The organism is Sphingorhabdus rigui (genome assembly GCF_014196595.1).
Taxonomy (GTDB): domain Bacteria; phylum Pseudomonadota; class Alphaproteobacteria; order Sphingomonadales; family Sphingomonadaceae; genus Sphingorhabdus_B; species Sphingorhabdus_B rigui.
This window is the reverse complement of sequence record NZ_JACIEA010000002.1, coordinates 420,372-444,986: the sequence shown is the minus strand read 5'-3', so window position 1 is coordinate 444,986 and position 24,615 is coordinate 420,372. Positions and strand designations below refer to the sequence as shown.

At 56.2% G+C, this 24,615-nt stretch carries 27 protein-coding genes and 2 tRNA genes; 18 read left to right on the top strand and 11 right to left on the bottom strand.

All coding sequences use genetic code 11. From position 1 onward, the window contains the following. From gspG to GGR91_RS09740, 12 genes are all read left to right on the top strand, one after another. Positions 1 to 477 carry a type II secretion system major pseudopilin GspG gene (gene gspG, locus GGR91_RS09795; RefSeq protein ID WP_183941993.1) on the top strand — a complete coding sequence of 159 codons (477 nt, stop codon included), beginning with the start codon at positions 1 to 3 and terminating at the stop codon, positions 475 to 477. 19 nt (positions 478 to 496) lie between these two features. Next, positions 497 to 943 (top strand): GspH/FimT family pseudopilin, encoded by a 447-nt coding sequence (locus GGR91_RS09790; RefSeq protein WP_183942072.1) that lies wholly within the window; start codon positions 497 to 499, stop codon positions 941 to 943. Continuing rightward, positions 933 to 1,316, top strand: a complete 384-nt coding sequence (gspI, locus tag GGR91_RS09785; protein ID WP_246337138.1) for a type II secretion system minor pseudopilin GspI — start codon at positions 933 to 935, stop codon at positions 1,314 to 1,316. The genes GGR91_RS09790 and gspI overlap by 11 nt, the downstream gene beginning before the upstream one ends. Next, complete coding sequence (gspJ, locus tag GGR91_RS09780) at positions 1,313 to 1,960, top strand: type II secretion system minor pseudopilin GspJ (RefSeq protein ID WP_183941992.1); 648 nt, start codon at positions 1,313 to 1,315, stop codon at positions 1,958 to 1,960. The genes gspI and gspJ overlap by 4 nt, the downstream gene beginning before the upstream one ends. After that, positions 1,960 to 2,943 carry a type II secretion system minor pseudopilin GspK gene (gene gspK / locus GGR91_RS09775; protein ID WP_183941991.1) on the top strand — a complete coding sequence of 328 codons (984 nt, stop codon included), beginning with the start codon at positions 1,960 to 1,962 and terminating at the stop codon, positions 2,941 to 2,943. Before gspJ ends, gspK begins: the two co-directional genes overlap by 1 nt. After that, on the top strand, positions 2,940 to 4,025 hold the full coding sequence (locus tag GGR91_RS09770; RefSeq protein ID WP_183941990.1) for a type II secretion system protein L: 1,086 nt from the start codon (positions 2,940 to 2,942) through the stop codon (positions 4,023 to 4,025). The genes gspK and GGR91_RS09770 overlap by 4 nt, the downstream gene beginning before the upstream one ends. After that, positions 4,022 to 4,501: a type II secretion system protein GspM gene (gene gspM, locus GGR91_RS09765; protein ID WP_183941989.1), complete on the top strand. Its 480-nt coding sequence runs from the start codon at positions 4,022 to 4,024 to the stop codon at positions 4,499 to 4,501. The genes GGR91_RS09770 and gspM overlap by 4 nt, the downstream gene beginning before the upstream one ends. Beyond that, positions 4,498 to 5,193, top strand: a complete 696-nt coding sequence (gene gspN / locus GGR91_RS09760) for a type II secretion system protein N (RefSeq protein ID WP_183941988.1) — start codon at positions 4,498 to 4,500, stop codon at positions 5,191 to 5,193. The genes gspM and gspN overlap by 4 nt, the downstream gene beginning before the upstream one ends. A gap of 74 nt (positions 5,194 to 5,267) precedes the next feature. Further along, positions 5,268 to 5,966 (top strand): prepilin peptidase, encoded by a 699-nt coding sequence (locus GGR91_RS09755; RefSeq protein ID WP_322788801.1) that lies wholly within the window; start codon positions 5,268 to 5,270, stop codon positions 5,964 to 5,966. A gap of 61 nt (positions 5,967 to 6,027) precedes the next feature. After that, positions 6,028 to 7,827 (top strand): AAA family ATPase, encoded by a 1,800-nt coding sequence (locus GGR91_RS09750; protein ID WP_183941986.1) that lies wholly within the window; start codon positions 6,028 to 6,030, stop codon positions 7,825 to 7,827. An 801-nt stretch (positions 7,828 to 8,628) separates the two neighbouring features. Continuing rightward, positions 8,629 to 9,078 (top strand): DUF2924 domain-containing protein, encoded by a 450-nt coding sequence (locus GGR91_RS09745; protein WP_183941985.1) that lies wholly within the window; start codon positions 8,629 to 8,631, stop codon positions 9,076 to 9,078. Next, positions 9,071 to 10,777, top strand: a complete 1,707-nt coding sequence (locus GGR91_RS09740) for a recombinase family protein (protein ID WP_183941984.1) — start codon at positions 9,071 to 9,073, stop codon at positions 10,775 to 10,777. The genes GGR91_RS09745 and GGR91_RS09740 overlap by 8 nt, the downstream gene beginning before the upstream one ends. Before the next feature lie 120 nt (positions 10,778 to 10,897). Here GGR91_RS09740 and GGR91_RS09735 read toward each other — a convergent pair. Continuing rightward, positions 10,898 to 10,984 (bottom strand) — tRNA-Leu (locus tag GGR91_RS09735). 208 nt (positions 10,985 to 11,192) lie between these two features. On the opposite strand from GGR91_RS09735, the gene GGR91_RS09730 reads away from it, so the two are divergent. Continuing rightward, complete coding sequence (locus GGR91_RS09730; protein ID WP_183941983.1) at positions 11,193 to 11,405, top strand: hypothetical protein; 213 nt, start codon at positions 11,193 to 11,195, stop codon at positions 11,403 to 11,405. 47 nt (positions 11,406 to 11,452) lie between these two features. On the opposite strand, the gene metW is transcribed toward GGR91_RS09730, so the two are convergent. Together metW and metX are read right to left on the bottom strand one after the other, a co-directional pair. Beyond that, positions 11,453 to 12,046 carry a methionine biosynthesis protein MetW gene (gene metW, locus GGR91_RS09725; protein ID WP_183941982.1) on the bottom strand — a complete coding sequence of 198 codons (594 nt, stop codon included), beginning with the start codon at positions 12,044 to 12,046 and terminating at the stop codon, positions 11,453 to 11,455. Beyond that, complete coding sequence (gene metX / locus GGR91_RS09720) at positions 12,043 to 13,164, bottom strand: homoserine O-acetyltransferase MetX (RefSeq protein WP_246337136.1); 1,122 nt, start codon at positions 13,162 to 13,164, stop codon at positions 12,043 to 12,045. The genes metW and metX overlap by 4 nt, the downstream gene beginning before the upstream one ends. 111 nt (positions 13,165 to 13,275) lie before the next feature. Between metX and hisC the strand changes: the two genes are divergently transcribed. Continuing rightward, positions 13,276 to 14,373, top strand: coding sequence for a histidinol-phosphate transaminase (gene hisC / locus GGR91_RS09715; protein WP_183941980.1), 1,098 nt, complete (start codon positions 13,276 to 13,278; stop codon positions 14,371 to 14,373). Continuing rightward, on the top strand, positions 14,373 to 15,278 hold the full coding sequence (locus GGR91_RS09710) for a prephenate/arogenate dehydrogenase family protein (RefSeq protein ID WP_183941979.1): 906 nt from the start codon (positions 14,373 to 14,375) through the stop codon (positions 15,276 to 15,278). The genes hisC and GGR91_RS09710 overlap by 1 nt, the downstream gene beginning before the upstream one ends. Here GGR91_RS09710 and GGR91_RS09705 read toward each other — a convergent pair. From GGR91_RS09705 to ftsE, 4 genes are read right to left on the bottom strand one after another with little or no spacing between them, the layout of a single operon-like run. After that, positions 15,275 to 15,961 (bottom strand): lysophospholipid acyltransferase family protein, encoded by a 687-nt coding sequence (locus tag GGR91_RS09705; RefSeq protein WP_183941978.1) that lies wholly within the window; start codon positions 15,959 to 15,961, stop codon positions 15,275 to 15,277. The genes GGR91_RS09710 and GGR91_RS09705 overlap by 4 nt on opposite strands. 3 nt (positions 15,962 to 15,964) lie before the next feature. Next, on the bottom strand, positions 15,965 to 16,495 hold the full coding sequence (locus GGR91_RS09700) for a YdcF family protein (RefSeq protein WP_183941977.1): 531 nt from the start codon (positions 16,493 to 16,495) through the stop codon (positions 15,965 to 15,967). Then, complete coding sequence (locus GGR91_RS09695; protein WP_183941976.1) at positions 16,492 to 17,388, bottom strand: cell division protein FtsX; 897 nt, start codon at positions 17,386 to 17,388, stop codon at positions 16,492 to 16,494. The genes GGR91_RS09700 and GGR91_RS09695 overlap by 4 nt, the downstream gene beginning before the upstream one ends. Beyond that, positions 17,388 to 18,149, bottom strand: coding sequence for a cell division ATP-binding protein FtsE (ftsE, locus tag GGR91_RS09690; RefSeq protein ID WP_407698407.1), 762 nt, complete (start codon positions 18,147 to 18,149; stop codon positions 17,388 to 17,390). The genes GGR91_RS09695 and ftsE overlap by 1 nt, the downstream gene beginning before the upstream one ends. An 88-nt stretch (positions 18,150 to 18,237) precedes the next feature. Between ftsE and GGR91_RS09685 the strand changes: the two genes are divergently transcribed. From GGR91_RS09685 to GGR91_RS09675, 3 genes are all read left to right on the top strand, one after another. Beyond that, the gene (locus GGR91_RS09685; RefSeq protein WP_183941975.1) at positions 18,238 to 19,140 is read left to right on the top strand and encodes a zinc-ribbon domain-containing protein; all 903 of its coding nucleotides are present in this window, start codon (positions 18,238 to 18,240) and stop codon (positions 19,138 to 19,140) included. 109 nt (positions 19,141 to 19,249) lie between these two features. After that, positions 19,250 to 19,325 (top strand) — tRNA-Thr (locus GGR91_RS09680). 136 nt (positions 19,326 to 19,461) lie between these two features. After that, positions 19,462 to 20,133, top strand: coding sequence for a nitroreductase (locus GGR91_RS09675; protein ID WP_183941974.1), 672 nt, complete (start codon positions 19,462 to 19,464; stop codon positions 20,131 to 20,133). Positions 20,134 to 20,222: 89 nt separating this feature from the next. Here GGR91_RS09675 and galK read toward each other — a convergent pair whose 3' ends face one another. Genes galK through gltX form a run of 4 tightly spaced genes read right to left on the bottom strand, consistent with a single transcriptional unit; the run spans position 20,223 to position 24,595 of the window. After that, the gene (gene galK, locus GGR91_RS09670) at positions 20,223 to 21,380 is read right to left on the bottom strand and encodes a galactokinase (RefSeq protein WP_183941973.1); all 1,158 of its coding nucleotides are present in this window, start codon (positions 21,378 to 21,380) and stop codon (positions 20,223 to 20,225) included. Further along, the gene (locus tag GGR91_RS09665) at positions 21,377 to 22,411 is read right to left on the bottom strand and encodes a UDP-glucose--hexose-1-phosphate uridylyltransferase (RefSeq protein ID WP_183941972.1); all 1,035 of its coding nucleotides are present in this window, start codon (positions 22,409 to 22,411) and stop codon (positions 21,377 to 21,379) included. The genes galK and GGR91_RS09665 overlap by 4 nt, the downstream gene beginning before the upstream one ends. Further along, positions 22,401 to 23,087, bottom strand: a complete 687-nt coding sequence (gene ung, locus GGR91_RS09660) for a uracil-DNA glycosylase (RefSeq protein WP_183942069.1) — start codon at positions 23,085 to 23,087, stop codon at positions 22,401 to 22,403. Before ung ends, GGR91_RS09665 begins: the two co-directional genes overlap by 11 nt. After that, on the bottom strand, positions 23,084 to 24,595 hold the full coding sequence (gene gltX / locus GGR91_RS09655; RefSeq protein ID WP_183941971.1) for a glutamate--tRNA ligase: 1,512 nt from the start codon (positions 24,593 to 24,595) through the stop codon (positions 23,084 to 23,086). Before gltX ends, ung begins: the two co-directional genes overlap by 4 nt. Between the last annotated feature and the right edge of the window lie 20 nt (positions 24,596 to 24,615).

The window sequence follows — 24,615 nt, the reverse complement described above, 5'->3', positions numbered from 1 at the left end:
ATGCTCCGCATCATTTATAATCTTTTCACTGACACAAGCCGTCCGTCGGCGAAATTTAGCCGTAAGGCTGCGGCGGCACAGCGTAATGGCTTCACCTTGGTCGAAATGATGGTGACATTGTTCATTCTCGCGCTGCTGACGACCATCGTCGCCCTCAATGTCTTGCCCAATCAAGACAAGGCGATGGTGCAAAAGGCAAAGGCTGACATAGCTGTCTTGGGACAAGCGCTTGAGACATATCGTTTGGATAATCTGACCTATCCAGATGCTGGTGCCGGATTGCAGGCATTGGTCACGCCGCCTGCCGCTGCAGGCATGCGCAGCGCGGGTTATATCAAAAAACTGCCGTCGGATCCGTGGAACCGCCCTTACCAATATACAATGCCGGGCAAGAACGGCGCCTTTGACATCTACTCGCTTGGTGCCGATGGCGCGCCGGGTGGCGAGAATGAAAATGCTGATATTTACGGCGACTAAGCCGTCAATCCATCCTCATATGAAAGCGGATGAACGGGGTTTCACTTTGGTGGAACTGATGGTGGTTATTTTCATCATCGGCATTGCGAGTGCAGCCGTCGTCATGACGGTGCAGTCAACCGATCGCGGTGCACGCGACGAGGCGGAGCAATTTGCCGCGCGCGTTGCCGCCTTGCGCGATCACGCCATATTGCAGTCGCGCAGCATGGCGGTAACCGTGCGCCCGTCGGGCTATGGTTTTGAGGCGCGGAATGCTGGCGCGTGGCAACCATTGTCTGGGGCACCCTTTACGCCGACAGACTGGAAAAGCGGTACCTCTGTGCACATGGCTGGTGCACGGCAAATGCGCATCGCCTTCGACAGCACAGGCATGCCATCAAGCGCGGCCAATATTACGCTAAAGCATGATGCGGTGACCGTGACACTTGCGCTGGCCGCGACCGGAGACGTGCGCATTGTCCGGTAATTCACAACCAACACAAAATGGCTTCACATTGTTGGAGATCATGGTTGCGCTCGCGATTTTCAGCCTTGCTGCGCTGGCGATGGTCCGCCTGCAGGGCTATTCGGTGCGCTCCACGTCCAATTTGGGCGACAGCAGCATGGCATGGCAAGTGGCGCGCAATGTGGCGGTCGAAATCCTGTCAAACCCCGCGCCGCCAACCTTAGGCGAAACACGTGGCGAAGAAATGAATGGCGGCCAGAATTGGCGCTGGACAGCAACCGCAAGCCCGACCGACAACACGCGCCTCGTGATGGTCGAAATCGACGTTGTCGGCACCGGCAATGCGGCCTTGCGTAAGGCGCGTCTGACGATCGCAAGGCCTGTTGAACAATGAATGCGGCGCGGCAATCGGAGGCGGGATTCACGCTGATTGAGCTGCTTGTGGCGCTGGCCATTTTTGCGCTCATTTCGGTTGCGGGCGTTACGCTTCTGCGGTCAGGCACAGACACGCAAATTGCGGTCAAAGAACGTCTTGGCGAAATGGCGCTTTCACAACGGCTGACCAACGCGCTGGAGGCAGACCTTGCGCAAGCCATCGCGCGGCCGGTGCGCGACCAATCCGGACAGCCCGTGCCCGCCTTTACCCAAGGCGATGCCACTGTGCCCGGTGGGATATTCGGGCTGGTGCGGGCCGGCTGGTCCAATTTCGATGGCGCGCCCCGCGCGGGCCTACAACGCGTGACCTATGTGCTTGAGAACGGCGCGTTGAAACGTCTAAGCTGGCCCATGCTGGACGGTGCTGCGCCTGCTGACGCGGCAACAATGCTTGAGGATGTTGTTTCAGCGACCGCCGAATATCGCGACGATAAAGGGCAATGGCGGAGCGATTGGACCGCAACCGATGCGAACGCCTTGCCGCGCGCGATCGCCCTGACGGTTACCGTCAAGGGCAAGCCTGAACAGCGTATGTTGTTCCTTGTAGGGCCGCAGACACGCATCTTGCCAACGCCGAGTGCAGAAGAAGGGGCGGCTGGCTGATGTTGCCCAAATCATCTGAACGCGGCGCGGCATTGCTGTCGGTCTTGCTGATGGTCGCGGTACTTTCGGTCATTGCAGCGACGACGCTGGACAGGCTGACGCTGTCCAGCAAGTTATCCACCAATGGTAATGCTTTGGCGCAGGCGCGGATGTTTACCTATGCCGCTGAATCGATTGCGGCGGCGCGGATTGAGGACTTGGTCGCACGCGATGCTGCGCAGACAACTTTGGCAGGCGGCTGGCTGGGGGCACCACAAAGCCTGCCTATTCCCATCGGTACGGCAACGGCGACAGTGCGTGATGCCGGGAATTGTTTTAACCTCAATAGTTTGGTCACAAAATCGGAGGAACGATATCAGGCCAGCACGGCGGGTCAGGATCAGTTGACGTCGTTGTTGGTGGTTCTTGGTACCGATGAGAATGCTGCTCGCGCAATCGCAGCTGCAGCAGCAGATTGGGCCGATAGCGATATTACACCGTTGCCGAATGGCGCTGAGGATGATGCGTACCGCGCCGCGCCTGTGCCTTATATGGTTGCCAATCGGCCTTTCGCCCACCCGAGCGAACTGCGCGCGGTAAAAGGCGTGAGCCCCGCCATTTATAGCAAGCTGCAGAACTGGATTTGCGTTCTGCCCGAAACCATATTGTCGCCGTTGAACGTTAATACCTTGTTGCCCGAACAGGCGCCATTGTTGGCGATGCTTTTCCCGCCAGGTAAATTGAATATCGCGACCGCACGGAGCTATCTCGCCAAGCGGCCATCGAGTGGCTATGGCAGCCTCATTCGATTCTGGGCTGCCCCCGAGCTGGCAGCGTTGGAGCCGGCACCTCTGGTTCAAGGGCAGGTAAAACTGACGAGCAATTATTTCTTGCTGGATACACGGGTATCGCTTGGGGAACTGGCGCTCGCTGGCGAATCGATGATCGTCGCTTCGCCTGCGCCTGCGCGCGTCATTTGGCGCAGTTGGGGGGAAGAGGAATGACCGTCGTCATCCTGCGCTTCCCTTCGTCCGACGTCGATGATCCCGCACTTTTCCGCGTGACGGACGGCGTGTGGCAACATGCCGGTGCATTGTCCGAATTTATGCCTTCGGCGGATGACGAAACAGTGATGGCTGTGGTCTCACCTGCTGATGTGCGCTGCAGCTGGTTTTCGCTGCAAGGGCTGGAGCCGCGGCAAGCCGAAGGCGTGGCCAAGTTACGCGCCGCCGAACAATCACTTGGACTGGTGCACACGAGCGCGGCGCAGCATGTTGGCGATAATTATGTCACAGCCACAATTGCACCCGAAGTCATGCAGCGCGGATTGGATCGCCTAGCAGCGCACGGCGTGAATCCAGACATTATTTTGCCCTTTGGCCTCGCAATTGATCCGCCTGCGGACGTGGTCGTCACGGCCGATTTTGAAGGTTTGAACGTCCTTCGCAGTGCGCAATTTGCAATGCCGGATGAGCCTGTTTTCCGCAGCATTTTTGCAGGCGAGACCGCCGTTGAGACTTTGGACGCGGACACAGTGCGGACAATGCTTTGGACAGCGAGCCAGCAACCGCTGCTAAATTTGCGCGAGGGTATCTTTGCCAAGAAAGTGCGGTCCATCTGGGCAACGGCAGAACAGTTGAAATGGATTAAGCGCCTGTGCATCGCGCTTGTTGTGATCAGCACGCTGACCATGTTGGTGACGCTCGGGAAATATTGGAGCGCAACCAGCAACGAAAATAGCATCGCACTTGCCGCGGCACAAAAGGTTGATCCGGCGATTACCGATATTGATCAGGCGGAGGTGCAACTCGCTGCTGCCATGCGCAAACAAGGCATATTGCAGGGGCGCTTTTCGCCATTATCGGCGGCATTGTGGCGCAGTGTGAAAGCGTCGCCCAATGTATCGGTGCGTGACATGCGCTTTGCCCAAGATGGCGTTCTGACGGTCGTTTTGGCTGCGCCCAGTTCAGACAATATCAACCAGACGTTACTCGCCATTCAGCAAGATGGTTACCCCATCACCGCCACACCGCGTACAGACGCGACGGGCGCGACGCTGGTCGATCTTACGATGAGGATGCCATGATAGCTGCAGCACGTATGTGGTTTGCTGCGCTAACGCGGCGTGAGCAATGGCTGGTCGGTTCAGCCGGCGGGCTGACGGCGTTCGTAGTGTTGGTTTTTGGGATTATCATGCCGGTGTTATCCGCCGTCGAGCAGGCAAAGCTTGACCATGACACCGCGGTGCAGCGTCGTGGGCGTATTGTCGCAACGGTTGATGCGGCACTGGCAAAGCCACGCGTTGCCAGTGCAACGGCTCCCGCCAATATCGATGTGCTGATTACACAAAGTGCGGGCGAGAAGGGCTTTGACATCATCACGTCCGGCAATGCCGCGCCGGGCCAAATGCGCTTTCGTATTGATCAGGCACGTGCGCCTGCTTTTCTTGCATGGCTGACGGAGCTTGAGAGCCAGAATGTCACCGTAAGCGGCCTTACATTGCGTACAGGCACGAATGGCAGTGTCACCGTCGATGCCCAGTTGCAGCAGGATGCGCCATGAGCCGCCGTCTGGTTGTCATGTGGGCTGTGTTGCTGATGCTGTCGGTGATCCTATTCATGCCGCTGCGGGCAATCGTTAGCGGTGAGGGCGTTTCGGCGCGCACAGTGGGTGGCATCATCTGGGACGGGTCTATCCGTGACTTGCGTCTTGGCAAATTGCCCATTGGCGATGTGAATGCGCGTCTTTTGGTTGGGCCACTGTTTTTGGGCCGCGCGGACATCCTATTGTCGCGGGGCAATGCACCCTATCGCCCCGGATTTACCGGAACAGTGTCGCGCGGCTTTGGCAGCATGTCCGTCAATAATCTGAACGCAACACTTCCGATCGCAGCGCTTTTTGCGCCTTTTCCAGCTGAAAATATCCAGTTTGAAGGCTTCTCCGCGAAATTCGCGGCGGGCCGGTGCATGCAGGCAGGTGGGCAAGTTCGCCTGATCATGTCGGACAGTTTGCCCGGGCTGAACCTGCAAAATGGCATGCTTGGACAACCGCGCTGCGATGGTGCTGGGATTTTGCTGCCCTTGGTCAGCCAATCCGCAATGGAACGCGCCGACATCCGGCTGTCCGCGGACGGCATCTACACGGTGACCGTAACGCTTGACGCCGAGGCGGTAGAGCAGGGTACGATGCTGACGCTTGCCGGATTCCGTCCGGTCGCTGGCGGCTATCGCCTTGTGCAAAAGGGCCGGTTCTGAACAGCGCTCTGTTACATTTCAGCGCGATAGTTGCGGGATTGCCTTTATGGTTCCTGCTAGCCTCACAACTGACGGTGGGCGCGATCTGGGGAAGCTTCGTCGCCGCCATGTGCAGTCGGTGGCCGACTGGCAAAAGTGTGGCAACTGGGCGCTCTCACTGCGATAACTGCGGGCATCAGATTGCTGCCTATGACCTAGTTCCAATTGCCTCTTACCTAATGTTAAAGGGCAAATGTAGACATTGCGGTGGGCCTATCGGACTGCTGCCTTTGGCAACCGAATTGATCGCAGCCTTAATCGGTGCCGTGGCTGTTCTCCTGCTTCCGCCAGCGCAAGCCATCGCAGCGGCTGTGTTTGGCTGGCTATTACTTCCGCTCATCATGCTCGATTATCAGCACCTTTGGCTACCAAACCGACTGGTGCTTTTGTTAGCGGTCATGGGTGTTCTGGTGGGCCCGATGCTCACACCCGACATCGCCTGGACAGGCAGGGCCACAGGAATGGTGGCAGGCTTTTTGAGCTTGGAAATTATTAGGCAGGCTTACAAACTTTTTAGGAAACATGATGGCATGGGTGCTGGCGATCCTAAGCTCTTTGGTGCTTTGGGAATCTGGTTGGGTTGGCAGGCCCTGCCGATGACGTTGCTGATTGCGAGCGCCATCGGACTAACTGTGGTTTCCACCCTGCATGTAATCGCCAAACATCAGCGCAATGCACTTCCATTTGGAAGCTTTCTTGGCGTTGCAGCATTCGCCATCGTCCTGATAGGATGAACAAATTTATGCAGTCGTCGCAATTGCTCATTTGTTTTGGATCACTGAAAGGCAACTTCAAGTGAAAGTGTTACAACTCCAAATATCAAACTTCCGCGGAATTTCCTCGGGGGTAATAAACCTGCACGGGCATACGCTTTTAGTCGGTGCTCATGGAAGTGGCAGAACTAGCATTTGTGAGGCCTTGGGTTTGGTCCTGAGCGTGGATGCTCTGAATCGCCATCCTGTCGTTGATGAATATGATTTTTATAATCGTCAGTATATCGACAGCAACAACCAACCAATTGAAATACGGTTAAATGTTATTCTGACTGATCTTTCGGTTGAAGACCGGTTTTTATTCAAAAAACATATAAGGGCATGGAACGATGACATGCATGGCTTCGCCGACGACGTGGATGACCGCTCCTTGGTAGGCGACGGGTCCCACTTGCATTGGGTGCTACCTGTGGTTTTTATTGCTAGATACGAACAGAACGAGCAGGATTTTATTACAGGAACTTTTTTTGATTATCCTTCGGCGCTAGATGTCGACAGCGCACAAGTCGATCAATCGTTTGGTGGCGGACGGACCATTTTTGGGCGAGCCGAAAAGCGTCACTGTGGATTTATTTTTCTTGGGCCTAGCCGGAATACTTCGAAACTGTTGAGCCTGCATAGCGGCAGCTTGCTGGAACGAATATTAGTTCTAGGCAGGAAAAATTTTTCCGACAGTTGCGAGCCGCCGCCGCCGTCTTCTAGTGGCAGCATAAACGTGGAATCCCCAGCAACTGGCCACAAAGGAAATGCGCGCCTTAAATCTTTCATAACGCGCCCATTAACTGCTGAGACGGCACGCTACGTGTTAGAAAATTTGCCTTCCGGCAAAAGAAGCGCTGATTTAATAGAAAACATCGCTCTGTTCACCGGTGAATGTTTGGATCGAATTGACCTTCCTGTAGAGAAGCGAGGCACTGGTGCACATGGTTTGTTGCTAATCGAACTCCTTGAATCACTGTTGGAATTGAAGGGCAGCACTGCGGTCAATCTGGTTATTGAGGAACTGGAAGAAGGCCAGCCCACACACATGCTCGTGCAACTCGTTCGTTTGATTTTGTCGGGAATAAATCAGGTGATCACGACAACCAACTCCCCAATTGTAACGGCGTTATTCGAAACGCATAGCATCTTAGCTCTGTCAAACAACGCAAGACATGAAGTTTGCGCGTCATCGTTTGGGCGAAAGAATTTACCAATTGAGTTGAGAAAGTCGCAACACCGCCAGTTAACCAACGCTATTTTAGGTCAATCTGTTTTCGTAGTCGATAGTGAAGCTGCCTCATCGGCTTTTCGAGCAGCATCTCTAGTGTTTCAAAAATCGTCAACACATGAAGAGTATGCAGAACTTGCTCAGGCTGGAATTTTTGTATTCGCGTGCGGTAATGCGCACCTGGTGCCCCAATTTGGTCCTATGTTTAAAGGAATGCAAAAGAAGGCTTTCGCATTCTATAATTTGCCTGCGAAAGATTTTGATGATGAAGCCTCGTTGAAATTGGAAGATTATACTGCTTCGTGGCAATCGACGAACGAAGATTTTGAGGCTCTTATAATTTCGGAAACTTCTCCTGAGGTTCATCGCAGATTTCTTGAAGTTGCTGATACATTCGATACCTACCCCAGACATTGCGGCACGTACGATGCATTCCTACATGGCGACGACGAGGTTAGCGAAATTGCGATTTCTGTACTTCGCGATCGGCGCGATTGCTCAGACGATATGGTGGGTCTCTTCATCGAACAATGTCGATCGGTAGATGAGCTCCCGATTACGGTTAGAAATATTTTGTCTGAAATACATCACTTGACCGCTACAAGATTTTAATTGCGAGCAACTGTCTTTACATCCTAAAATCCAGTGGTTTCTTCTATGCGGGCTAATCTTCCGATATCCTGCCATAAAATCGCCATGTAATTACAGGCTAATCACCCTAAATTAAGCCGCTTTATAATGTGTCCACAAGATGGTGTCAGCGATAAATTGGCAACAAGCTTTATCCTATTAAGGATTTACCCGAAGGGTCGACAGGACCTACCCAATAAGGTCAAAGTCAAGCAGGTTTTAGATCAGCTTGTTGAACTTAGCTGCCCCAAAGGGTGGCCTGTTGAAACTCGCGTTAGGGGGCGAGTATGACATCAATTCTTACATTGCCAAGCAGCAGGTTTGTCCGACCTTTGTATGGTGGATAATTTGCGAAGCAAAATAGCGCGGGCGAAAGCCCCGACGAGCGCATCCAAACCACCTGCATCAAAACGCTGAAACGGATCCTCCAATGAGATGTGAAATTGAGTAAGATTAACGGCGCAAATATCGAATTACCATTGGCTGATGGTGGCGATTAGTTCTGCGCGGATCTGAGCTTGTTCCCATGTCTTGATAGCATAATTGGAAGCGTGACGGGCGGCATTTGGCTGCAAAGCTGATATTTACATCACTTCTTACTGCAGCCGCCACGGTGCGCCGTACGGAATAAACCGAGCATGTTCCACTGGACTTCATTTCCAATTCGAGCAGTAGGGTAGTGTATAGCGGCGCTAGTGAGCGCTGCTTGCCCCGCTGGGCCTGATCCACGGTGCTTTGGGTGGTGGAGGCAGGCATGAGGCCTACTCACAAAGAGGGCCACTCATGCAACCCATTACTGATGATTCCTGGCTGGAAGAGCTCAACGTCCTTCCTGCCCTTTCGACAGCAGAACTGCACGCCTGCTGGGAGCGGCTTGAAGGTACTAAGCCCCCCAACATCTCAACCGGCCTACTGCGTCTGCTCTACGCTCAGCGTACCCGCGAACATGCCTATGGCGGCATTCCTGCTTGGGTGCTTGCTGAGTTCGATCGCGTATTGGTCGAGAGCCGCAAGCCAAGAGAGAATAAACGCGTGGATTCTGTTCGGCGCTCTCTGTCTGTCGGCACCCGCCTAGTCCGAGAATGGAATGGCAAGACAATCAGCGTTGAGGTGAGAGAAGAGGGATATCTGTATGCGGATAAACTCTATGGCTCTCTGAGTGAGATTGCGAGAGTGGTAACAGGCGCACATTGGTCAGGTCCAAGGTTCTTCGGGATGAAGCGCCGTGGTTGAGAAGGTATTCCGCTGTGCGGTTTATACGCGCAAGTCCCCCGAGGACGGGCTGGAAAAAGAGTTTAACAGCCTCGACGCGCAATATGAGGCCTGTGCTGCTTATGCGCTGAGCCAGAAGCATGAAGGCTGGCATCTTCTGCCTGAGCGTTATGATGATGGCGGATATTCAGGGGGGAATATGGAACGTCCTGGCCTTAAGCGTCTGCTGAGTGATGTGGCAGATGGCAGGGTCGATATCATCCTTGTCTACAAGATCGACAGGCTTACCCGAAGCTTGTCTGACTTTGCCAAGATCGTCGATGTGTTGGACACGGCCAAGGCGAGCTTTGTGTCCATTACCCAGTCGTTCAACACTACAACCAGCATGGGCAGGCTTACGCTCAACATGCTTCTCTCGTTTGCCCAGTTTGAACGTGAGGTCACAGGCGAACGGATCAGAGATAAGATCGCTGCCTCAAAACGCAAAGGCATGTGGATGGGAGGCCCTGTTCCTCTGGGATATGGTCTTGAGAACAGGCGGCTGATCCCGAACCCCAAAGAAGCGATGCTCGTCCGATACATCCTCGAACAATATCTCAAGCACCCATCCGTTCAGGACCTTGGCAATCATCTGAACGCCCAAGGCTATACGACCAAGGTTCAGCACCGGGCCAGCGGCCCGCACAGGGGTGGATGTCGTTTTAGACGAGGCACGCTTTATCACCTGCTTTCTAACCAGATCTACCTTGGCAAGATCGTCCACAAAGGACAGGTTTATGACGGTGAGCATGAAGCTATCGTCTCTCAAGACCTGTTTGATGCCGTCCAGGCCAAGCTTAAGGAGAATGCTTCGGGCAGCTCTAGGCGCCTTAAAGCACAACATCCAAGCCTGCTGACAGGCCTCCTGTTCGATAGCGAGCAGCGACCTATGACGCCTGTCCATGCCACTAAGGGCAAGACTACCCGCTATCGCTACTACATCACGCGGGCCCACAAGGCAGACACCACGCCCGTCTGGCGCGTCAACGCACATGACATAGAGCAGCTTACAACTGACCGTCTGGCAGCTTATCTTAACAGCCCAGCAGAGATCGCAAAGCTCGCAGGGTCTGACGTCGAAGCAACCACGCTCCAAAATGCACTTGCCCAAGCTGACCTTACAGCAGCAATGCTTCAAAGTGGCGCAGCCAATAGCAAGTATGAGCTTATCCACAGGCTTACAGAGCGGATTACACTCTATGCTGACCATATTGTTGTTCGGCTAAGGCCAGAGAGGCTGGCATCTCTTCTGGGCTTCCCGGCATCTGACGAACAAACGGCGGTTGCTTTAACGGTGCCTGCCAAGCGCGCCCGAAAAGGACACCAGATAAGGCTGGTTATACCAGACGAAGAAGAAGCAGGGCGGCCAGCGCCGCCCAAGCGCAATGAAAAGGCGATCTTTAAGCTGGCTGAGGCGTTCGAAGCCCGCAAGCTTGTGATGGAGAACCCCACCTTATCGCTTGCAGCACTCGCAAAGGCGCATGGACGGTGTCACAAGCACCTAGCGAAACTCATTGAGCGATCTTTCGTCACTCCTGAAGATCTCGTCGCCATTTTCGCCGTCAGATCGGCTGCGCAGCCGGATTATCTCCATAAAGGCCTGGCAAGCACGGCTTTCTGGGATTGGCGAAAAGCTGATGTCGGAGACGCCAGCACCAAATGCAGGTCGCAGACCCTCTAAACCAGATGCTCACGAAAGCGTCTCGCCCATCGCAAAAATCAAAAAACTAGCCTAAACTGGCCTTTTGAGAGCTGCCTGGGGTTAGGTTTTTGAGTGTCTGGGTGACGAATACAGACTGTCTGGTGCGGCCAAGAAGACTCGAACTTCCACGGGCTTTCGCCCACAACGACCTCAACGTTGCGCGTCTACCAATTCCGCCATGGCCGCACGCGCCTCGACAGGTAGGAGGGGGCCACTAGCAAAGCCCGTTGGCCGGCGCAACAGGCTTTATCGGTTTAGAAGCGACCGGGACAATGTCGGAAATCGGTACATGATTAAGCTTGGCCGGCGATTGGCCGTATTTCCCGCCCATGGCACCGCCATGCACCACCATTAATTGTTGCCAAAATTGGTAAATGGTTCGTTTACTATAAGCATGATTCTCACCGCAGTCCTTTTGGCGGCGGCAGCAGCTGCAGCTGCTGCTGGAGGCCCCATCCAACGTCGCAGCGCGGTGCGGGTTGCAACGGCGACAGTGACAATCGTTCGGGCAGAGCGCATTGCACCTGCTGTGGTCGCGCAAAGGGCGCCAAAACAGGATCGCCAAATCAGTGTGCGGGAAGCCAAGCCGCTGGTTGAGTTTTACTGAAAGGCCATATGGCCGACGCGATATCGGGGCATCTTTTCGACGCCGGACTATTTTCGGCGCAGTTTGAACACAGCATGTTGCGCCAGCAGGTTGGCGAAGCGATCACCGCGCGGCTTGTTCCCAGACAGAAACCACTGGCCTTCAATCTCGATATTCCGGTCGTGTAACAAGCTTCGGAAATCGTCGATGGTCACATGGTGGATATTGGGTGTGTCGTACCAGAGGTGTGGAAGTTGCTTCGTGACGGGCATACGTCCCCCAAACATATGGGCAAAACGGATGCGCCACTGGGCGAAGTTGGGGAAGGAGACAAATGCCTCCCGCCCGATCCGGACCAGATGGTCGAGAACCAGATCAGGCCTTTTGGTCGTCTGCAATGTCTGGCTGAGAATGGCATAATCAAAGCTGCCGTCTGGATATTCCGCCAAATCGGTGTCGGCATCCCCTTGAATGACCGATAGGCCCCGGGATACGGCGGTCGCAACATCGTGCGCATTCAGTTCAAGACCGCGGGCATCCACATTTTTGGTGTCACGCAACGCCGCCATCAACGCGCCATCGCCGCAGCCAACGTCCAGCACACGGGCCCCCTCGCGGACTTCGCGGGCGATGATGGCAAGGTCAGGGCGAAGTGCGCTCATGATTGCTCTCCAGCGCGCAAGAAACCGTCCACGATGCGGTTCATCTCCGGCGCTTCCAGCAAGAAGGCATCATGGCCAAACGGGCTTGATAGCTCAACAAAACTGACCGCAGCACCCGCAGCGTTTAACGCGTGAACAATGCGCCGCGATTCGGCGGTCGGATACAACCAATCACTGTCAAAACTGATCAGGCAAAAGCGTGTTTTTGTGCGTGCAAATGCTTTTGCCAGAACGCCGTCATGCGGTTCGGCAAGGTCAAAATAGTCCATCGCTCGCGTGATGTAGAGATAGCTGTTGGCATCAAAGCGGTCGACAAAGCTAAGACCTTGATAACGCAAATAGCTTTCAACCTGAAAATCAGCATCAAATCCGAAGCTTTTGGCATCGCGGTTTTGCAGGCGGCGGCCAAATTTCTCGGTGAGGCCTGCCTCCGATAGATAGGTGATGTGCGCGGCCATACGGGCAACGGCGAGGCCCGACGATGGCGCCTCGTGGCCATAATAAGCGCCATTGTTCCAGCGAGGGTCCGCCATAATGGCCTGACGCCCGACCTCGTGAAAGGCGATATTCTGCGCGGAATGGCGGGCGGTAGACGCAATCACGACCGCAGACTTCACCCGTTCGGGATATAAGGCTGCCCAGCTTAACGCCTGCATGCCGCCCATCGATCCGCCCACGACGGCCTCCAGCGTTTCAATGCCCAGATGGTCAAGCAAGAGCGCCTGCGCGCGCACCATGTCGGGGATGGTGATGACGGGAAAACCCATGGCGTAGGCGGCACCCGTTGTGGGGTCGATGCTGGCGGGCCCTGAAGAACCCATGCAACTGCCCATGACGTTGATGCTGATGATACAATGCCGTGCAGGATCGATGGGCTTGCCTGGCCCGACCATACGCGTCCACCAACCGTCCTTGCCGGTCATGGGATGCGTGGACGCAACATATTGGTCGCCGGTCAGCGCATGGCAGATGAGAATGGCGTTCGATTTATCGGCGTTTAATGCGCCATAGGTTTCATACGCGATATCGACAGGCACAAATTCCGCGCCGCTGTCCAGTCGCACTGGTCCCAGCAGGCGTATCTTCCTATCCAGACCGAAACGCGTATCTTCTTGCATAAGCAACGCCATATCAGCGTGGCCGTGCGAAACAATAGAAACTCTTTAATGTGCGTTGGCCAAATAGGGCGAGCGTTGCGCTTCGCTGCTTGCGCCGCTATGGCCGCGGGCATGAACACGCCTACCGCCAAACCATGGATCGAAGCCATCAGCGCCTATACCCCCGGCAAAGCCAAGTCGGATGATGGACGGGTGCTGATAAAATTATCCGCGAACGAAAATCCGCTTGGGTGCAGCCCACATGCGGCCGCAGCGCTGGTCGATAAAGGCGCATCGCTTGCGCGGTATCCTGACCCTGCCAGCACCGCGCTGCGCGAGGCGTTGGGCGCAGCCTATGACGTCGACAGCGACCTGATCGTTTGCGGTACCGGTTCTGACGAACTGCTGAACCTCATCGCCATGGGCTATGCTGGCGCTGGTGATGATATCATTTATGTCCGCTACGGCTTTTCGGTGTACGACATCGCCGCGCGGAAAACCGCTGCCAATGTGATTGTCGCCCCTGATAAGGATTATGGCACGGACGTGGATGCGTTGCTGGCGTTGGTGACGGATAAGACACGCGTTGTTTTCGTCGCAAATCCCAATAACCCGACCGGCACCTATTGCAGCGACGCCGAAATCGCACGGCTTCATGCCGGCCTACCGGGCAACTGCGTCCTTGTTTTGGACCAAGCCTATGGCGAATATCTTGAGGATGACGGCCCTGCCGCGCTCGAGCTTGCGCGCCAGCATGACAATGTCCTGATTACGCGCACTTTTTCCAAAATCTATGGCCTTGCGGCCGAACGTATTGGCTGGTGCTATGGTCAGCCGGGCCTGATCGCGACGCTCAACCGCGTGCGTGCGCCGTTCAATGTCACCACTGCAGGGCAAGCCGCAGCGATTGCCGCGCTTGGCGATACAGATTTCGTGACGCGCAGCCGCCAGCATAATGCCGAATGGCGTGACTGGATGGCAGCAGAGTTTGCGGCATTGTCGAACTATGGCGTGAAAGTCATCCCGTCGTGGGCGAACTTCCTGATGATATTGTTTGAAGGCAATTGCAGCGCGGAAGCTGCCTATAATGGTCTTATGGCCGAAGGCTATATCGTGCGCTGGTTGCCGGGGCAGGGCCTTGGCAGCGGGCTGCGGATTACGATTGGCACCGAGGATGAAAATCGCGGTGTCATGGCGGCGTTGCGCAAGATATTGGAAGCGCACGCCTGATGCTGCCATTTGCGCGTTTAACGGTGATCGGGCTTGGGCTCATTGGCTCGTCCGTCGCCCGTGCCGTAAAGGCGAACATGCCGTCGGTGCGGATCACCGGCCATGATGCCGATCCGCTTGTTCGTGCACGTGCGGTCGAATTGGGCATATGCGACGATGTCACCGATACCGCGGGCGCGTCGGTCATGGACGCCGACCTTGTCATTTTGTGCGTACCCGTAGGCGCCATGGGGGCAGTGGCGGCGGACTTCGCGTCCGACCTGCCTGCCGACGCCATTGTCAGTGACGTCGGCTCATGTAAGCAAAGCGTTGCGGACGCGCTTGCGGCCGTTCTGCCTAACGCCATGATCATTCCCGCCCATCCTGTTGCGGGTACGGAAAAAAGCGGCCCGGATGCGGGTTTTGCAACCCTGTTCAAAGGGCGGTGGTGCATATTGACGCCGCCCGAGAATGCGCCAGAGGCTGCTGTCGAGCGCTTGCGCAATTTTTGGCAGCGCCTTGGCGCGGATGTCGAAATCATGGATGCGCGCCACCATGATATGGTGTTGGCCGTCACCAGCCATCTGCCGCATCTTATTGCCTATACGATTGTTGGAACCGCCGATGATCTTGAAGGTGTGACGCAAAGCGAAGTTATCAAATATTCCGCCGGTGGTTTCCGCGATTTCACCCGCATCGCCGCGTCCGATCCCGTGATGTGGCGTGACGTGTTCCTGTCGAACAAGGACGCTGTGCTTGAAATGCTGCAGCGTTTTTCGGAAGATTTAAGCGCCCTGCAACGCGCCATCCGGTACGGCAAAGGCGACGAGTTGGAGGCGTTGTTCAGCCGTACGCGTGACATCCGGCGGTCGATTGTCGAACAGGGCCAAGATGATGACGCGCCCGACTTTGGACGCAAGCATTAATTCAGCGCGTTAATCGCGGCATGCACCCGCGCTTCAATGTCTTCGCGCGGCAGGCCGGTGGGCAGTTCTTCGCCTACCTTGTACGTAATCGTCCCCGATTTCCAGATACCGGTCCTGCGCGGGCTTAAGGTGCCGCTGTTGACCGCAATTGGTACGACGGGCAAGTTTATGAGCTTATACAATCCGGCAAATCCCGATTGCAGCGGCGGTTGGCTGCCCGGCGCGACGCGCGTGCCTTCCGGGAAAATCACAATGGGTCGCCCGTCGGCGATCATCTTTTTCGCCAAAACGAGCATCGCGCGCAATGCGGTGGCGCCGCCGTTGCGGTCAACGGGTATCATGCCATAAGCGCGCGCTGCGGGCCCCCAAAAGGGTATGTCGAACAGTTCTTTTTTGGTGACCACGGCGGGCTTGTTAAACATACGGGGCATGTCGATTGTCTCAAACATGCTTTCATGCTTGATCGCGTAGAGCACGGGCTTGTGCGGCAAGTGGCCTTCAATTTTAATCGTGATGCCCAAAATCCGGCGGTAGCAGGCATATTGCCAGCGCGACCAGCCGCGTACCGCCCATTGCATCAGCGGAATGGAAAACCACTGCGCGAAAAACGCTGTGGCAACGAAAAACACCGATCCAGTGTAGAAAATGGCAATGTATAAAGCAGATCGGATCATCGCGATCATCGGCTACATACCCAGCAGAGACGCGACAGCCCGCAACCAATATTTATTATATTCTTTGAACAGCGCGCCCAGCGATGGGTGCGTCGATACGGCATCATTGGTGACAGCAACATTGGCGGACAATTCCCGGTCGAGTTCAAAGCGCGCGCGCCGCATATGCCAATCATGCGTAATAAGCCGCAAACTGGTCACTTTGTTCCGTTTTGCCCATGCCGCCGTTTCCAATGCGTTCGATCGCGTATCGACCGACTGGAAACCCAGATCGATGCAGCATTTAAAATATTTCGAAGAACCCGGATATTGCGCGGCAAGCTCCCGCGGTTTTACATCGCGGTCGACCCCGGAAATCAGCATTTTTCGCGACTGCCCCGATGCCAATATCTCAAGCCCGCGGTCAATCCGGTTCGGACCGCCCGTCAGGACAACGACGGCGTCGGTTGGAGTGATTGCGGCGGGTTGCGGCAAAAGCAACGCAAACCAGGCGAAGCCAAGCATCCAGACAAGCAACACAAAAGCAATGGACCGTCTGATCATAAAATTCTCTTTAACGCCGAAATCACCGTCATGCGAGCCATAAGCATAGCAAGCGCCATTACGGCAAGCGGAATGAGCGCGAGGATTGCCCAGCCATAATATGGAAAGTGCGCACCAGATAAAAGCCCAGGCTCAACGGCCGCAAACCGGTCACCCACGGTAACGATAACAACTGCTGCAACTATGAAACCGACGGCTCCCCCGAGCAATGCATCCAAGGCAACGCGGCGTTGGAATAGGCGTGCGGCCTGAACATCGGTGCCGCCCATCATGTGCATAATCTCTATCGTTTCCCGATGGGTATTCAGCGTGCTTCGAACCGCCAAAATCACGACAGCCGACGTGGCGACGAGCAGTAAAAGGAACACGGCCGCCGCCAGCCATAGCAGCGCGCGCATGAGTTCGAAAAACGGCGCCATCCAACTGCTGTGCGAATCCACCCGGATATTTGGCGCAACCGAACGCAGCGTTGACTGTAACCGGGTGATCGTTTCGGCAGTGGGTACAGAAGCGAAGCGCACATCCACCAACGCCGGGACGGGAACATCTGCGTCAATAACGCCTGTGCCCAGCCATGGTTCGAGCAAAGCACGCACTTGGGCATCGGGCACGGGCTTTACCTCTGCAATGCTGTCCAACTTGCGCAGCGCGCGGGTGACTGCGGCACGTTGCGCCGCACGCTGTGCAGGGTCTGACTCGATGATTTGGACAGTCACTTGCCGCGCAAGATCCTGACCCCCTTGGCGCGCAGCCTCAGCAAGCGTCAGCCCGCCTGCCGCCACCAGCAATGTCAGAAACAACATGATGGCAATCACCCATGGCATCGGCCCTGATAAACGGCCCTCGGGGATGAGCTTGCGGTCATGCGCAGGAAGGACGAAATCCAGCAGCATCAGTTGTCCAAAACCAATGGCCGTGGCGGGTGACGCAGGGATCCGGTGGGATCAGACAGGCGGCCTTTGTCCAACCGCATCATCTGCGCGCCTTCAATCTCTTGCAGCAAATGGATGTCGTGCGTTGCGACCACAACGGTGGTTCCCAGCTTGTTCAGCGCAGCAAACAGCTGAAGCAACCGGCGGGCCATTTCCGGATCGACATTTCCGGTCGGTTCGTCGGCCACAAGCATTTCAGGGCGGCCAATGACAGCGCGGGCAATTGCGACCCGTTGCTGTTCACCGCCCGAAAGCGTCGCTGGCCGTGCATCCGCCCGCTCGGTAAGGCCAATCCATGCCAGCATTTCAGTGACTGGGCCGCGTAAATCCTTTTCTTGAATGCCGGCAATCCGCAACGGCAGAGCGATATTGTCGAAGGTCGACAAATGCGCAACGAGGCGAAAGTCTTGAAAAACGACACCAATCCGGCGCCGAAAACCTGGCAGGCGGTCGCGCGGCAAGGTGATGGTGTCATGCCCGAACATACGCATTGCACCTCGGCTTGGGCGGTGCGCGAGATATAATAATTTCAGCAACGACGTCTTGCCTGCGCCCGATGCGCCGGTGAGAAAATAGAAGCTTCCCGGGTGCAAGGTAAAGCTGATGTCGGTGAGTGTTTCCACCCCCGTTCCGTATCTTAACCCCACATTGTCGAATTCCACCACGCTCTGCATCGATGCGATAAATGCCACAAACGGCATGACGGGGCAAAGGCTATTCATGCGACCAGCGGCCGATGAACCTGCACCGTCCACAGCATTTTATGAAAGAGGGTTGCAAGTCACCGGCTGCTGCTGTTTATGGGCAGGAATGCTGCTCGTCTGTCCATCCTGCCGCACACGTTATGTTGTCCCTGACAATGCCGTTGGCGTTGACGGCCGCCAAGTGCGCTGTGCTAGCTGCCAGCATAGCTGGTTCCAGGCAGCGGTTGTGCCCGAGGTAGCACCGGCACCCGCCGTTGTTGCACCCGTGGACACGCATAGCGCGCCACCCGCCGAGGCAACAACGCCAGCGCAGGCGGTGCCACCGGCTACACCCGTGGGTGAGCCCGCGCCCGCACCCGTTCCGCAACCTGCGCCTCCGGCACCGCCATTCGTTTCGCCAAGTGCGGTGGACGCAGAACGCAGAAATGATGCCGGCGCGACTGAACCTGCATTTCCAAATTTTGCTGAAATGCGCGCTGGATCAGCTGAACCAGCCGCAGCCTCTGCGGAACCTTCTGTGCCGCGGGGCGGATTATTGGACGATGCGCCTGCGCAGAGCCGTTTTGCCCATGAGCCACCGTTCAAGGCCCGCCGGAATCCTTCGAAGATGTGGACGATGGCGGCTGTCGCCTTTGCCATTTTGGTAGCCGCTATTGGCGGCGCGGCATCCTATTTTGGCATGCCCGATTTCGGCCTTTCAAGCGCGGCCGCGGAACCCGATCTGACCATCGTTTTAAACGACAATCTCGAACTCAACGAACGCGAGGATGGCACGCCATATTTCATTGCGAGCGGCAGTATCGTTAATCCCACAGCCGTGAAGCAAAATGTACCTGAAATGCTGGTCACGCTGAAGGATGCGAGCGGCCGGTCCGTCTACAGCTGGAAAATGAAGGCAAAGACACGCACGCTTGGCCCCGGAGAAAAGGTCGATTTTAGCGAGGCACGGCTTGACGTTCCGCTGGCTGCCAAAGAAATCAGCGTCGGCTGGGTCCTGTCCGGAGAATAAGGACGCGCAATTTCGCGCGTGCATTCCATGCGGTCGCGGTATTTGGCACAAGGTCACTTGAACTCACAGACGCACTTGGCTATGCGCTCCCCACGGCCAACAGGCCAGCGCCGCCTTAGCTCAGTTGGTAGAGCATCGCATTCGTAATGCGGGGGTCGTAGGTTCGAATCCTATAGGCGGCACCATTTCCCTCATACACTTTACTTCGGCCCGTATTGGGCCTCACCGGTTTGACTCCAGCTGGGCTGCAACTGGCTGTTTATTCAGTACATAAGTCACTTCAGCTTGACCAAGCGCGACTTGCGCGGCAGGAAACGCGGTATGAACAATCTGACTGTTAGCGAAGCCGTACTTTCCCGCCGTTCCATCCGGGCGTTTAAGCCTGATCCCGTTCCTTTGGATGTGCTGCATCGGGTTATGGATACCGCGCGGTGGGCGCCTTCTGGCTGTAACTTCCAACCTTGGGAGGCAACGATCCTCACCGGGGAGCCGCTCGCGGAGCTGCAGAAGAAGATGTTGGCTTCGCCGATGCAGGACCCGCCTGAATATTCATGGTCAGAGCCCGAAGTCATCCCGGAATGTAAGGCGCGCCTGCAACAGGTTGGGGCGTCGATGTATCAGGCAATGGGTATTGGGCGTTCCGACGCCGATGCGCGCAGTCAATTCGTGCACAACAATGTCATGTCGTTCAAAGCGCCTGCTGTGCTGATGTGCTATTTCGACCGCCGCATGGGCTCGCCGCAATGGTCAGATGTCGGTATGTGGCTGCAAACAATCATGCTGCTGCTGCGTGGCGAAGGTTTAGACACATGCCCGCAAGAATTCCTCGCCATGCATGCAAAGCTTATCAAGGAATTCATCGGCGTGTCGGATGAGACGCATATTTTCTTCTGCGGCATTGCCATTGGCTACCGCGATGAAGAGGCTGCGGTGAATGCTTTTGATCGCCAGCGCGAGCCGGTTGAAGGCAATGTGCGCTTCATGGGTTTTTAGTCGCAGGATCGCGATGGTGCCGGTGGCATAAACGCGTAGACTATGGCGTCGCCGAGCATCGGTAGACTATCGGCGCACCCCAACATCCTTCATAAAATAGCGACCCCCGGGCCGGGGCGTTCCACCATGATCAGTGGCGAAGTGCCTTCCGGCGTTTTATACTCGGCAGCAATCGCGGCGCGGACTTTATCGACGCTGGTCGCTGGCATGACGGCGACACAGGCGCCACCAAAGCCGCCGCCGGTCATCCGTGCGCCGCCCACGGGACCGATCGCGCGTTGCAACAGCGCGACCAATTCATCAATGGCCGGAACGGTAATCTCGAAATCGTCGCGCATCGATGCATGGCTTTGCGCCATCAGGGCCCCAAGCGTGGTCAGGTCGTTTTTCGCAAGCGCGTCCGCTGCATCCAAAGTCCGTTGGTTCTCGGTAATCACATGGCGTGCCCGTGACATCGTGACGGCATCAAGCCCCGCCGCCGCGAGCATATCGAGGTTCGCATCACGCAGCGCGGCGACACTCATTGCTTTGGCGGCTGCCTCACATTGGCGGCGGCGTTCGTTGTAATGCCCGTCGACGAGGCCACGTGTGACGCCGGAATGGACAATCATGATCGCAATATCATCGGGTACGGGTGCATCTGTCAGCGCAAGGCTTCGGCAATCGATCAAGAGCGCATGGCCGGCTTTACCTTGGGCGGAAATGAGCTGGTCCATGATCCCGCATTTGGTGCCCACAAAATCGCATTCCGCACTTTGCGCGATTTGCGCGAGGCGGCTGTGGTCAATCTCGATATTGGCCAGAGCGAGCATGGCCTTGCCGACAGCGACCTCAAGCGAGGCCGATGACGATAGGCCTGCGCCTTTGGGTAAGTTACCCGCGATGGCTATGTTCGCGCCGGTAAGCGCATGCCCGTCATTTTGCAGGGCCATTATCATGCCGCGGACATAATCGGCCCAGGGCTGGTCCGTATTGCGTCCGATGGGCTGTTTGAGGTCGAACGCGTCCACCGCGTTGTCAAAGTCCACAGCGACGACATGCACAGCATTGTCGTCACGCCGGCTGACGGCAACCATCGTCGACGGGCCAATGGCGCAGGGCAGAACAAACCCGTCATTATAGTCGGTATGCTCGCCAATCAGGTTCACCCGTCCGGGCGCGCGGGCCAGCAGATCAGGCGCTGACCCAAATTGTGCGGCAAAGGCCGCACTGACGTTGTCATATAGCGCCTTGTCGAGCGGGGTCATGCTGTGGCCCGGTAATGGATTTTGCTTTGCGCGCGCAACTGTTCGGCCGCCGCTTCGGGCGTCAGATCACGCTGTGCTTCGGCAAGCATTTCATATCCCACCATGTACTTGCGCACGCTCGCGGAACGCAGCAGGGGCGGATAAAAATGGGCATGCAGTTGCCAGTGCGGTGCGCCCGGTGTTGCGCTCGGTGCGCCATGCCACCCCATCGAATAAGGAAAGCTTGTCTGGAACAGATTGTCGTAAGCGATCGTGACGGACTTTAGGATGTCGGCCAAGTCATGGCGTTGTGCTGAAGTCAGTGCACTTAGCCGCTGGACAGCAAAATGCGGGAGCAGGAGCACCTCAAACGGCCAGCTCGCCCAATAAGGTACAACCGCAATCCAATGGTCATTCATGGCGACGGTACGCGCACCGTCCCCTGCCTCTTGGGCCGCATAAGTGAGCAGCATCGCGCTTTGATGTTTGTCGAAATATTCGGCCTGCGTTTCGTCCTCGCGCGCCGGTTCGGCGGGGACATAATCGGTCGCCCATATTTGCCCGTGCGGGTGCGGGCTTGAACAGCCCATCATCGCGCCTTTGTTTTCAAAGACCTGCACATAGGCATGGTTGGCCGACAACTCGGCTTCCTGCGCCGCCCAATTGTCGACGACGGCCGCGATCTCGGCCACGGGCATTTCGGGCAATGTCTTTCCATGGTCCGGCGAGAAACAAATGACTCGGCATGTGCCATGGGCAGGTGCTGCACGAAATAAAGCGTTGTCCTCGTCGGTTTCGTCGCCGTCTCCGGGCATCAGCGCGGCAAAGTCATTGTCGAAAATGAAGACATTTTTGTAATCGGGGTTGTGTGTCCCGCCAGCGCGTTCATTGCCCGGGCACAAATAGCAGTTCGCGTCATGGCTTGGCCGCACTTCATTATCTGGCCTGTCCTGCTGCCCCTGCCATGGACGCTTTGCCCGGTGCGGCGACACCAAAATCCATTCGTTTTTCAGCGGATTGAAACGGCGGTGGGGCTGTTCACTAAACCGCATCGGGCAATGTCCAATCAATCGGAGGCTGACCCTTGCTAGTCAGAAAGGCATTGCATTGCGAGAAATGTTTGCAGCCCAGAAAGCCGTTATAGGCGGACAATGGCGATGGATGCGCAGCCTTCAGCACCAAATGGCGGCTGGCATCAACATTTGCCGCTTTCTTATGGGCATAGGCACCCCACAGCATGAACACGACCGGATCTGGCTTGTCATTCACGCGCCCAACAATCGCGTCGGTAAACTGCTCCCATCCTTTCCGGCTATGCGAAGCGGCCTTCGTCATTTCGACCGTCAGGACGCTGTTCAACAACAGCACGCCTTGCTTTGCCCAATGCTCCAAAAAGCCATGGGTCGGACGGCGTATGCCGAGATCGCTTTCCAGTTCCTTGTAAATGTTCACAAGGCTTGGCGGCGGCCGGACGCCCGGCGGCACGCTGAAGCTCAACCCATGGGCTTGACCCGGGCCGTGATAGGGATCTTGCCCCAAAATGACGACCCGCACCTGATCGAGCGGGGTCAGTTCAAGCGCACGAAACCATGCGGATCGTTCCGGATAGATGGTTTTGCCAGTCGCCTGCTCGGCCTCCAAAAACCGTGCAAGTGCGGCCATGCCTTCGCTGGCCAGCGCCGCGCTTAAGGGTGCTTCCCAGCCATTTGGAATGGAAAGCCCGCTCATTCTGCCTTTGGCGGGGCCGTCAGCAAATCGGTCCAAGCCTTGACCTCTTTCGATGTCGCTGGCCCAAGCAGCTCCATGGCGTGGCGCAGCCGTTCACGAATGATGTCGCGGCCCAGATGCGTAATGGCGTCAAACAAGGGCACGCCCTGCGCGCTGCCGGTTATGGCCAGATAGAATGGCCGGATAACATCCTTCAACTTTGCATCCAGAACTTCGGCGGTGCGGCGCAATGTTCCCTCAACACCGTCCCGGTGCCATTCGATCATTCCGTCAAACTGCTGCAACGCAATCGTATAGGCTGCGCGTTGCGCATCTTGCTCCAGCTTCACGCCATCGCGCAGCCGTTCAAGCGTCATGCCTTCAATGCGGTTCATGAAGAACATGGCGGTAAGCCCACCAAGATCCGACATTTTGGTAATCCGCGCCTGCGCCATTTCGGCGATGGGCGTCAGATAGCTGTCATTCAATGCCCATGCTTTTACGGCGTCCAGAAACTCCGAAACGCTCAATTCTTCGCGCAGATAACGGCCATTCAGCCAGTCCAGCTTTGACGTGTCGAACACGGGACCGCCGAGCGATATGTTGTGCACGTCAAATTCGTCGATAAGCGTTTGGAGCGAGGTTTTTTCGTCTTCTTCGCTTGCGGATTTAATGAACAGTCCTAGAAAGTTCTGCATCGCCTGCGGCAAATAACCTGCGCGCTGATAATATAAGATGCTCGTCGGGTTCTTCCGCTTTGACAGCTTTGATTTGTCGGCATTGCGCAGCAACGGTAAATGCGTGAGCACTGGCGGTTCCCAACCAAAATATTGATATAGCAACAAATGCTTTGGCGCCGACGAAATCCACTCTTCGCCGCGCATGACATGCGTGATGCCCATCAGATGGTCATCGACAACATTGGCCAGATGATAGGTCGGCAATCCGTCTGATTTCATCAGGACCTGCATATCGACCACCGAATATTCAAACTCGATCTCGCCGCGCAACGTGTCCTGAACGATGCATGTGCCGGTCGTCGGAATTTTCATGCGGACAACATGCGGCACGCCGTCTGCGTCGAGCTTCACGCAGTCGTCGGCCGTCAATGAAAGGCAGGTGCCGTCATATTTGGGCGGCAACTTTGCGGCCATTTGGGCCGCACGCGAGGCGCTTAGCTTTTCAGGCGTGCAATAGCATTTGAACGCATGGCCATCGGCCAACAGGCGGTCGCAATGTTCGGTGTAGATCGCGCTCCGTTCCGACTGGCGATAGGGCCCGTGCGGTCCGCCAACATCCGGACCTTCATCCCAGCTAAGCCCAAGCCAGCGGAGCGATTCCAGAATCATTTTTTCCGATTGCGGCGTTGACCGCACTTGATCGGTATCCTCAATCCGCAGCAAGAATTGCCCGCCATGCTTCTTGGCAAAGCAATAGTTGATGAGCGCGATATAGGCCGTGCCGACGTGCGGATCGCCAGTGGGTGAAGGAGCTACCCGGGTACGGACGGGACGGGTGATGGCATTCATGTTCAGTGCTTCTTTCAATC

Coding starts and splice junctions, on each gene's coding strand:
- GGR91_RS09675 (WP_183941974.1), top strand. CDS start 19,462: ATGAACAATCTGACTGTTAGCGAAGCCGTACTTTCCCGCCGTTCCATC.
- gspK (WP_183941991.1), top strand. CDS start 1,960: ATGTTGCCCAAATCATCTGAACGCGGCGCGGCATTGCTGTCGGTCTTG.
- GGR91_RS09710 (WP_183941979.1), top strand. CDS start 14,373: ATGCTGCCATTTGCGCGTTTAACGGTGATCGGGCTTGGGCTCATTGGC.
- GGR91_RS09705 (WP_183941978.1), bottom strand. CDS start 15,961: ATGATCGCGATGATCCGATCTGCTTTATACATTGCCATTTTCTACACT.
- gspN (WP_183941988.1), top strand. CDS start 4,498: ATGAGCCGCCGTCTGGTTGTCATGTGGGCTGTGTTGCTGATGCTGTCG.
- gspJ (WP_183941992.1), top strand. CDS start 1,313: ATGAATGCGGCGCGGCAATCGGAGGCGGGATTCACGCTGATTGAGCTG.
- GGR91_RS09745 (WP_183941985.1), top strand. CDS start 8,629: ATGCAACCCATTACTGATGATTCCTGGCTGGAAGAGCTCAACGTCCTT.
- hisC (WP_183941980.1), top strand. CDS start 13,276: ATGAACACGCCTACCGCCAAACCATGGATCGAAGCCATCAGCGCCTAT.
- galK (WP_183941973.1), bottom strand. CDS start 21,380: ATGACCCCGCTCGACAAGGCGCTATATGACAACGTCAGTGCGGCCTTT.
- GGR91_RS09695 (WP_183941976.1), bottom strand. CDS start 17,388: ATGCTGCTGGATTTCGTCCTTCCTGCGCATGACCGCAAGCTCATCCCC.
- gspG (WP_183941993.1), top strand. CDS start 1: ATGCTCCGCATCATTTATAATCTTTTCACTGACACAAGCCGTCCGTCG.
- GGR91_RS09665 (WP_183941972.1), bottom strand. CDS start 22,411: ATGCGGTTTAGTGAACAGCCCCACCGCCGTTTCAATCCGCTGAAAAAC.
- GGR91_RS09700 (WP_183941977.1), bottom strand. CDS start 16,495: ATGATCAGACGGTCCATTGCTTTTGTGTTGCTTGTCTGGATGCTTGGC.
- ftsE (WP_407698407.1), bottom strand. CDS start 18,149: ATGAATAGCCTTTGCCCCGTCATGCCGTTTGTGGCATTTATCGCATCG.
- metW (WP_183941982.1), bottom strand. CDS start 12,046: ATGAGCGCACTTCGCCCTGACCTTGCCATCATCGCCCGCGAAGTCCGC.
- gltX (WP_183941971.1), bottom strand. CDS start 24,595: ATGAATGCCATCACCCGTCCCGTCCGTACCCGGGTAGCTCCTTCACCC.
- GGR91_RS09730 (WP_183941983.1), top strand. CDS start 11,193: ATGATTCTCACCGCAGTCCTTTTGGCGGCGGCAGCAGCTGCAGCTGCT.
- GGR91_RS09685 (WP_183941975.1), top strand. CDS start 18,238: ATGCTGCTCGTCTGTCCATCCTGCCGCACACGTTATGTTGTCCCTGAC.
- ung (WP_183942069.1), bottom strand. CDS start 23,087: ATGAGCGGGCTTTCCATTCCAAATGGCTGGGAAGCACCCTTAAGCGCG.
- gspM (WP_183941989.1), top strand. CDS start 4,022: ATGATAGCTGCAGCACGTATGTGGTTTGCTGCGCTAACGCGGCGTGAG.
- GGR91_RS09790 (WP_183942072.1), top strand. CDS start 497: ATGAAAGCGGATGAACGGGGTTTCACTTTGGTGGAACTGATGGTGGTT.
- GGR91_RS09770 (WP_183941990.1), top strand. CDS start 2,940: ATGACCGTCGTCATCCTGCGCTTCCCTTCGTCCGACGTCGATGATCCC.
- metX (WP_246337136.1), bottom strand. CDS start 13,164: ATGCAAGAAGATACGCGTTTCGGTCTGGATAGGAAGATACGCCTGCTG.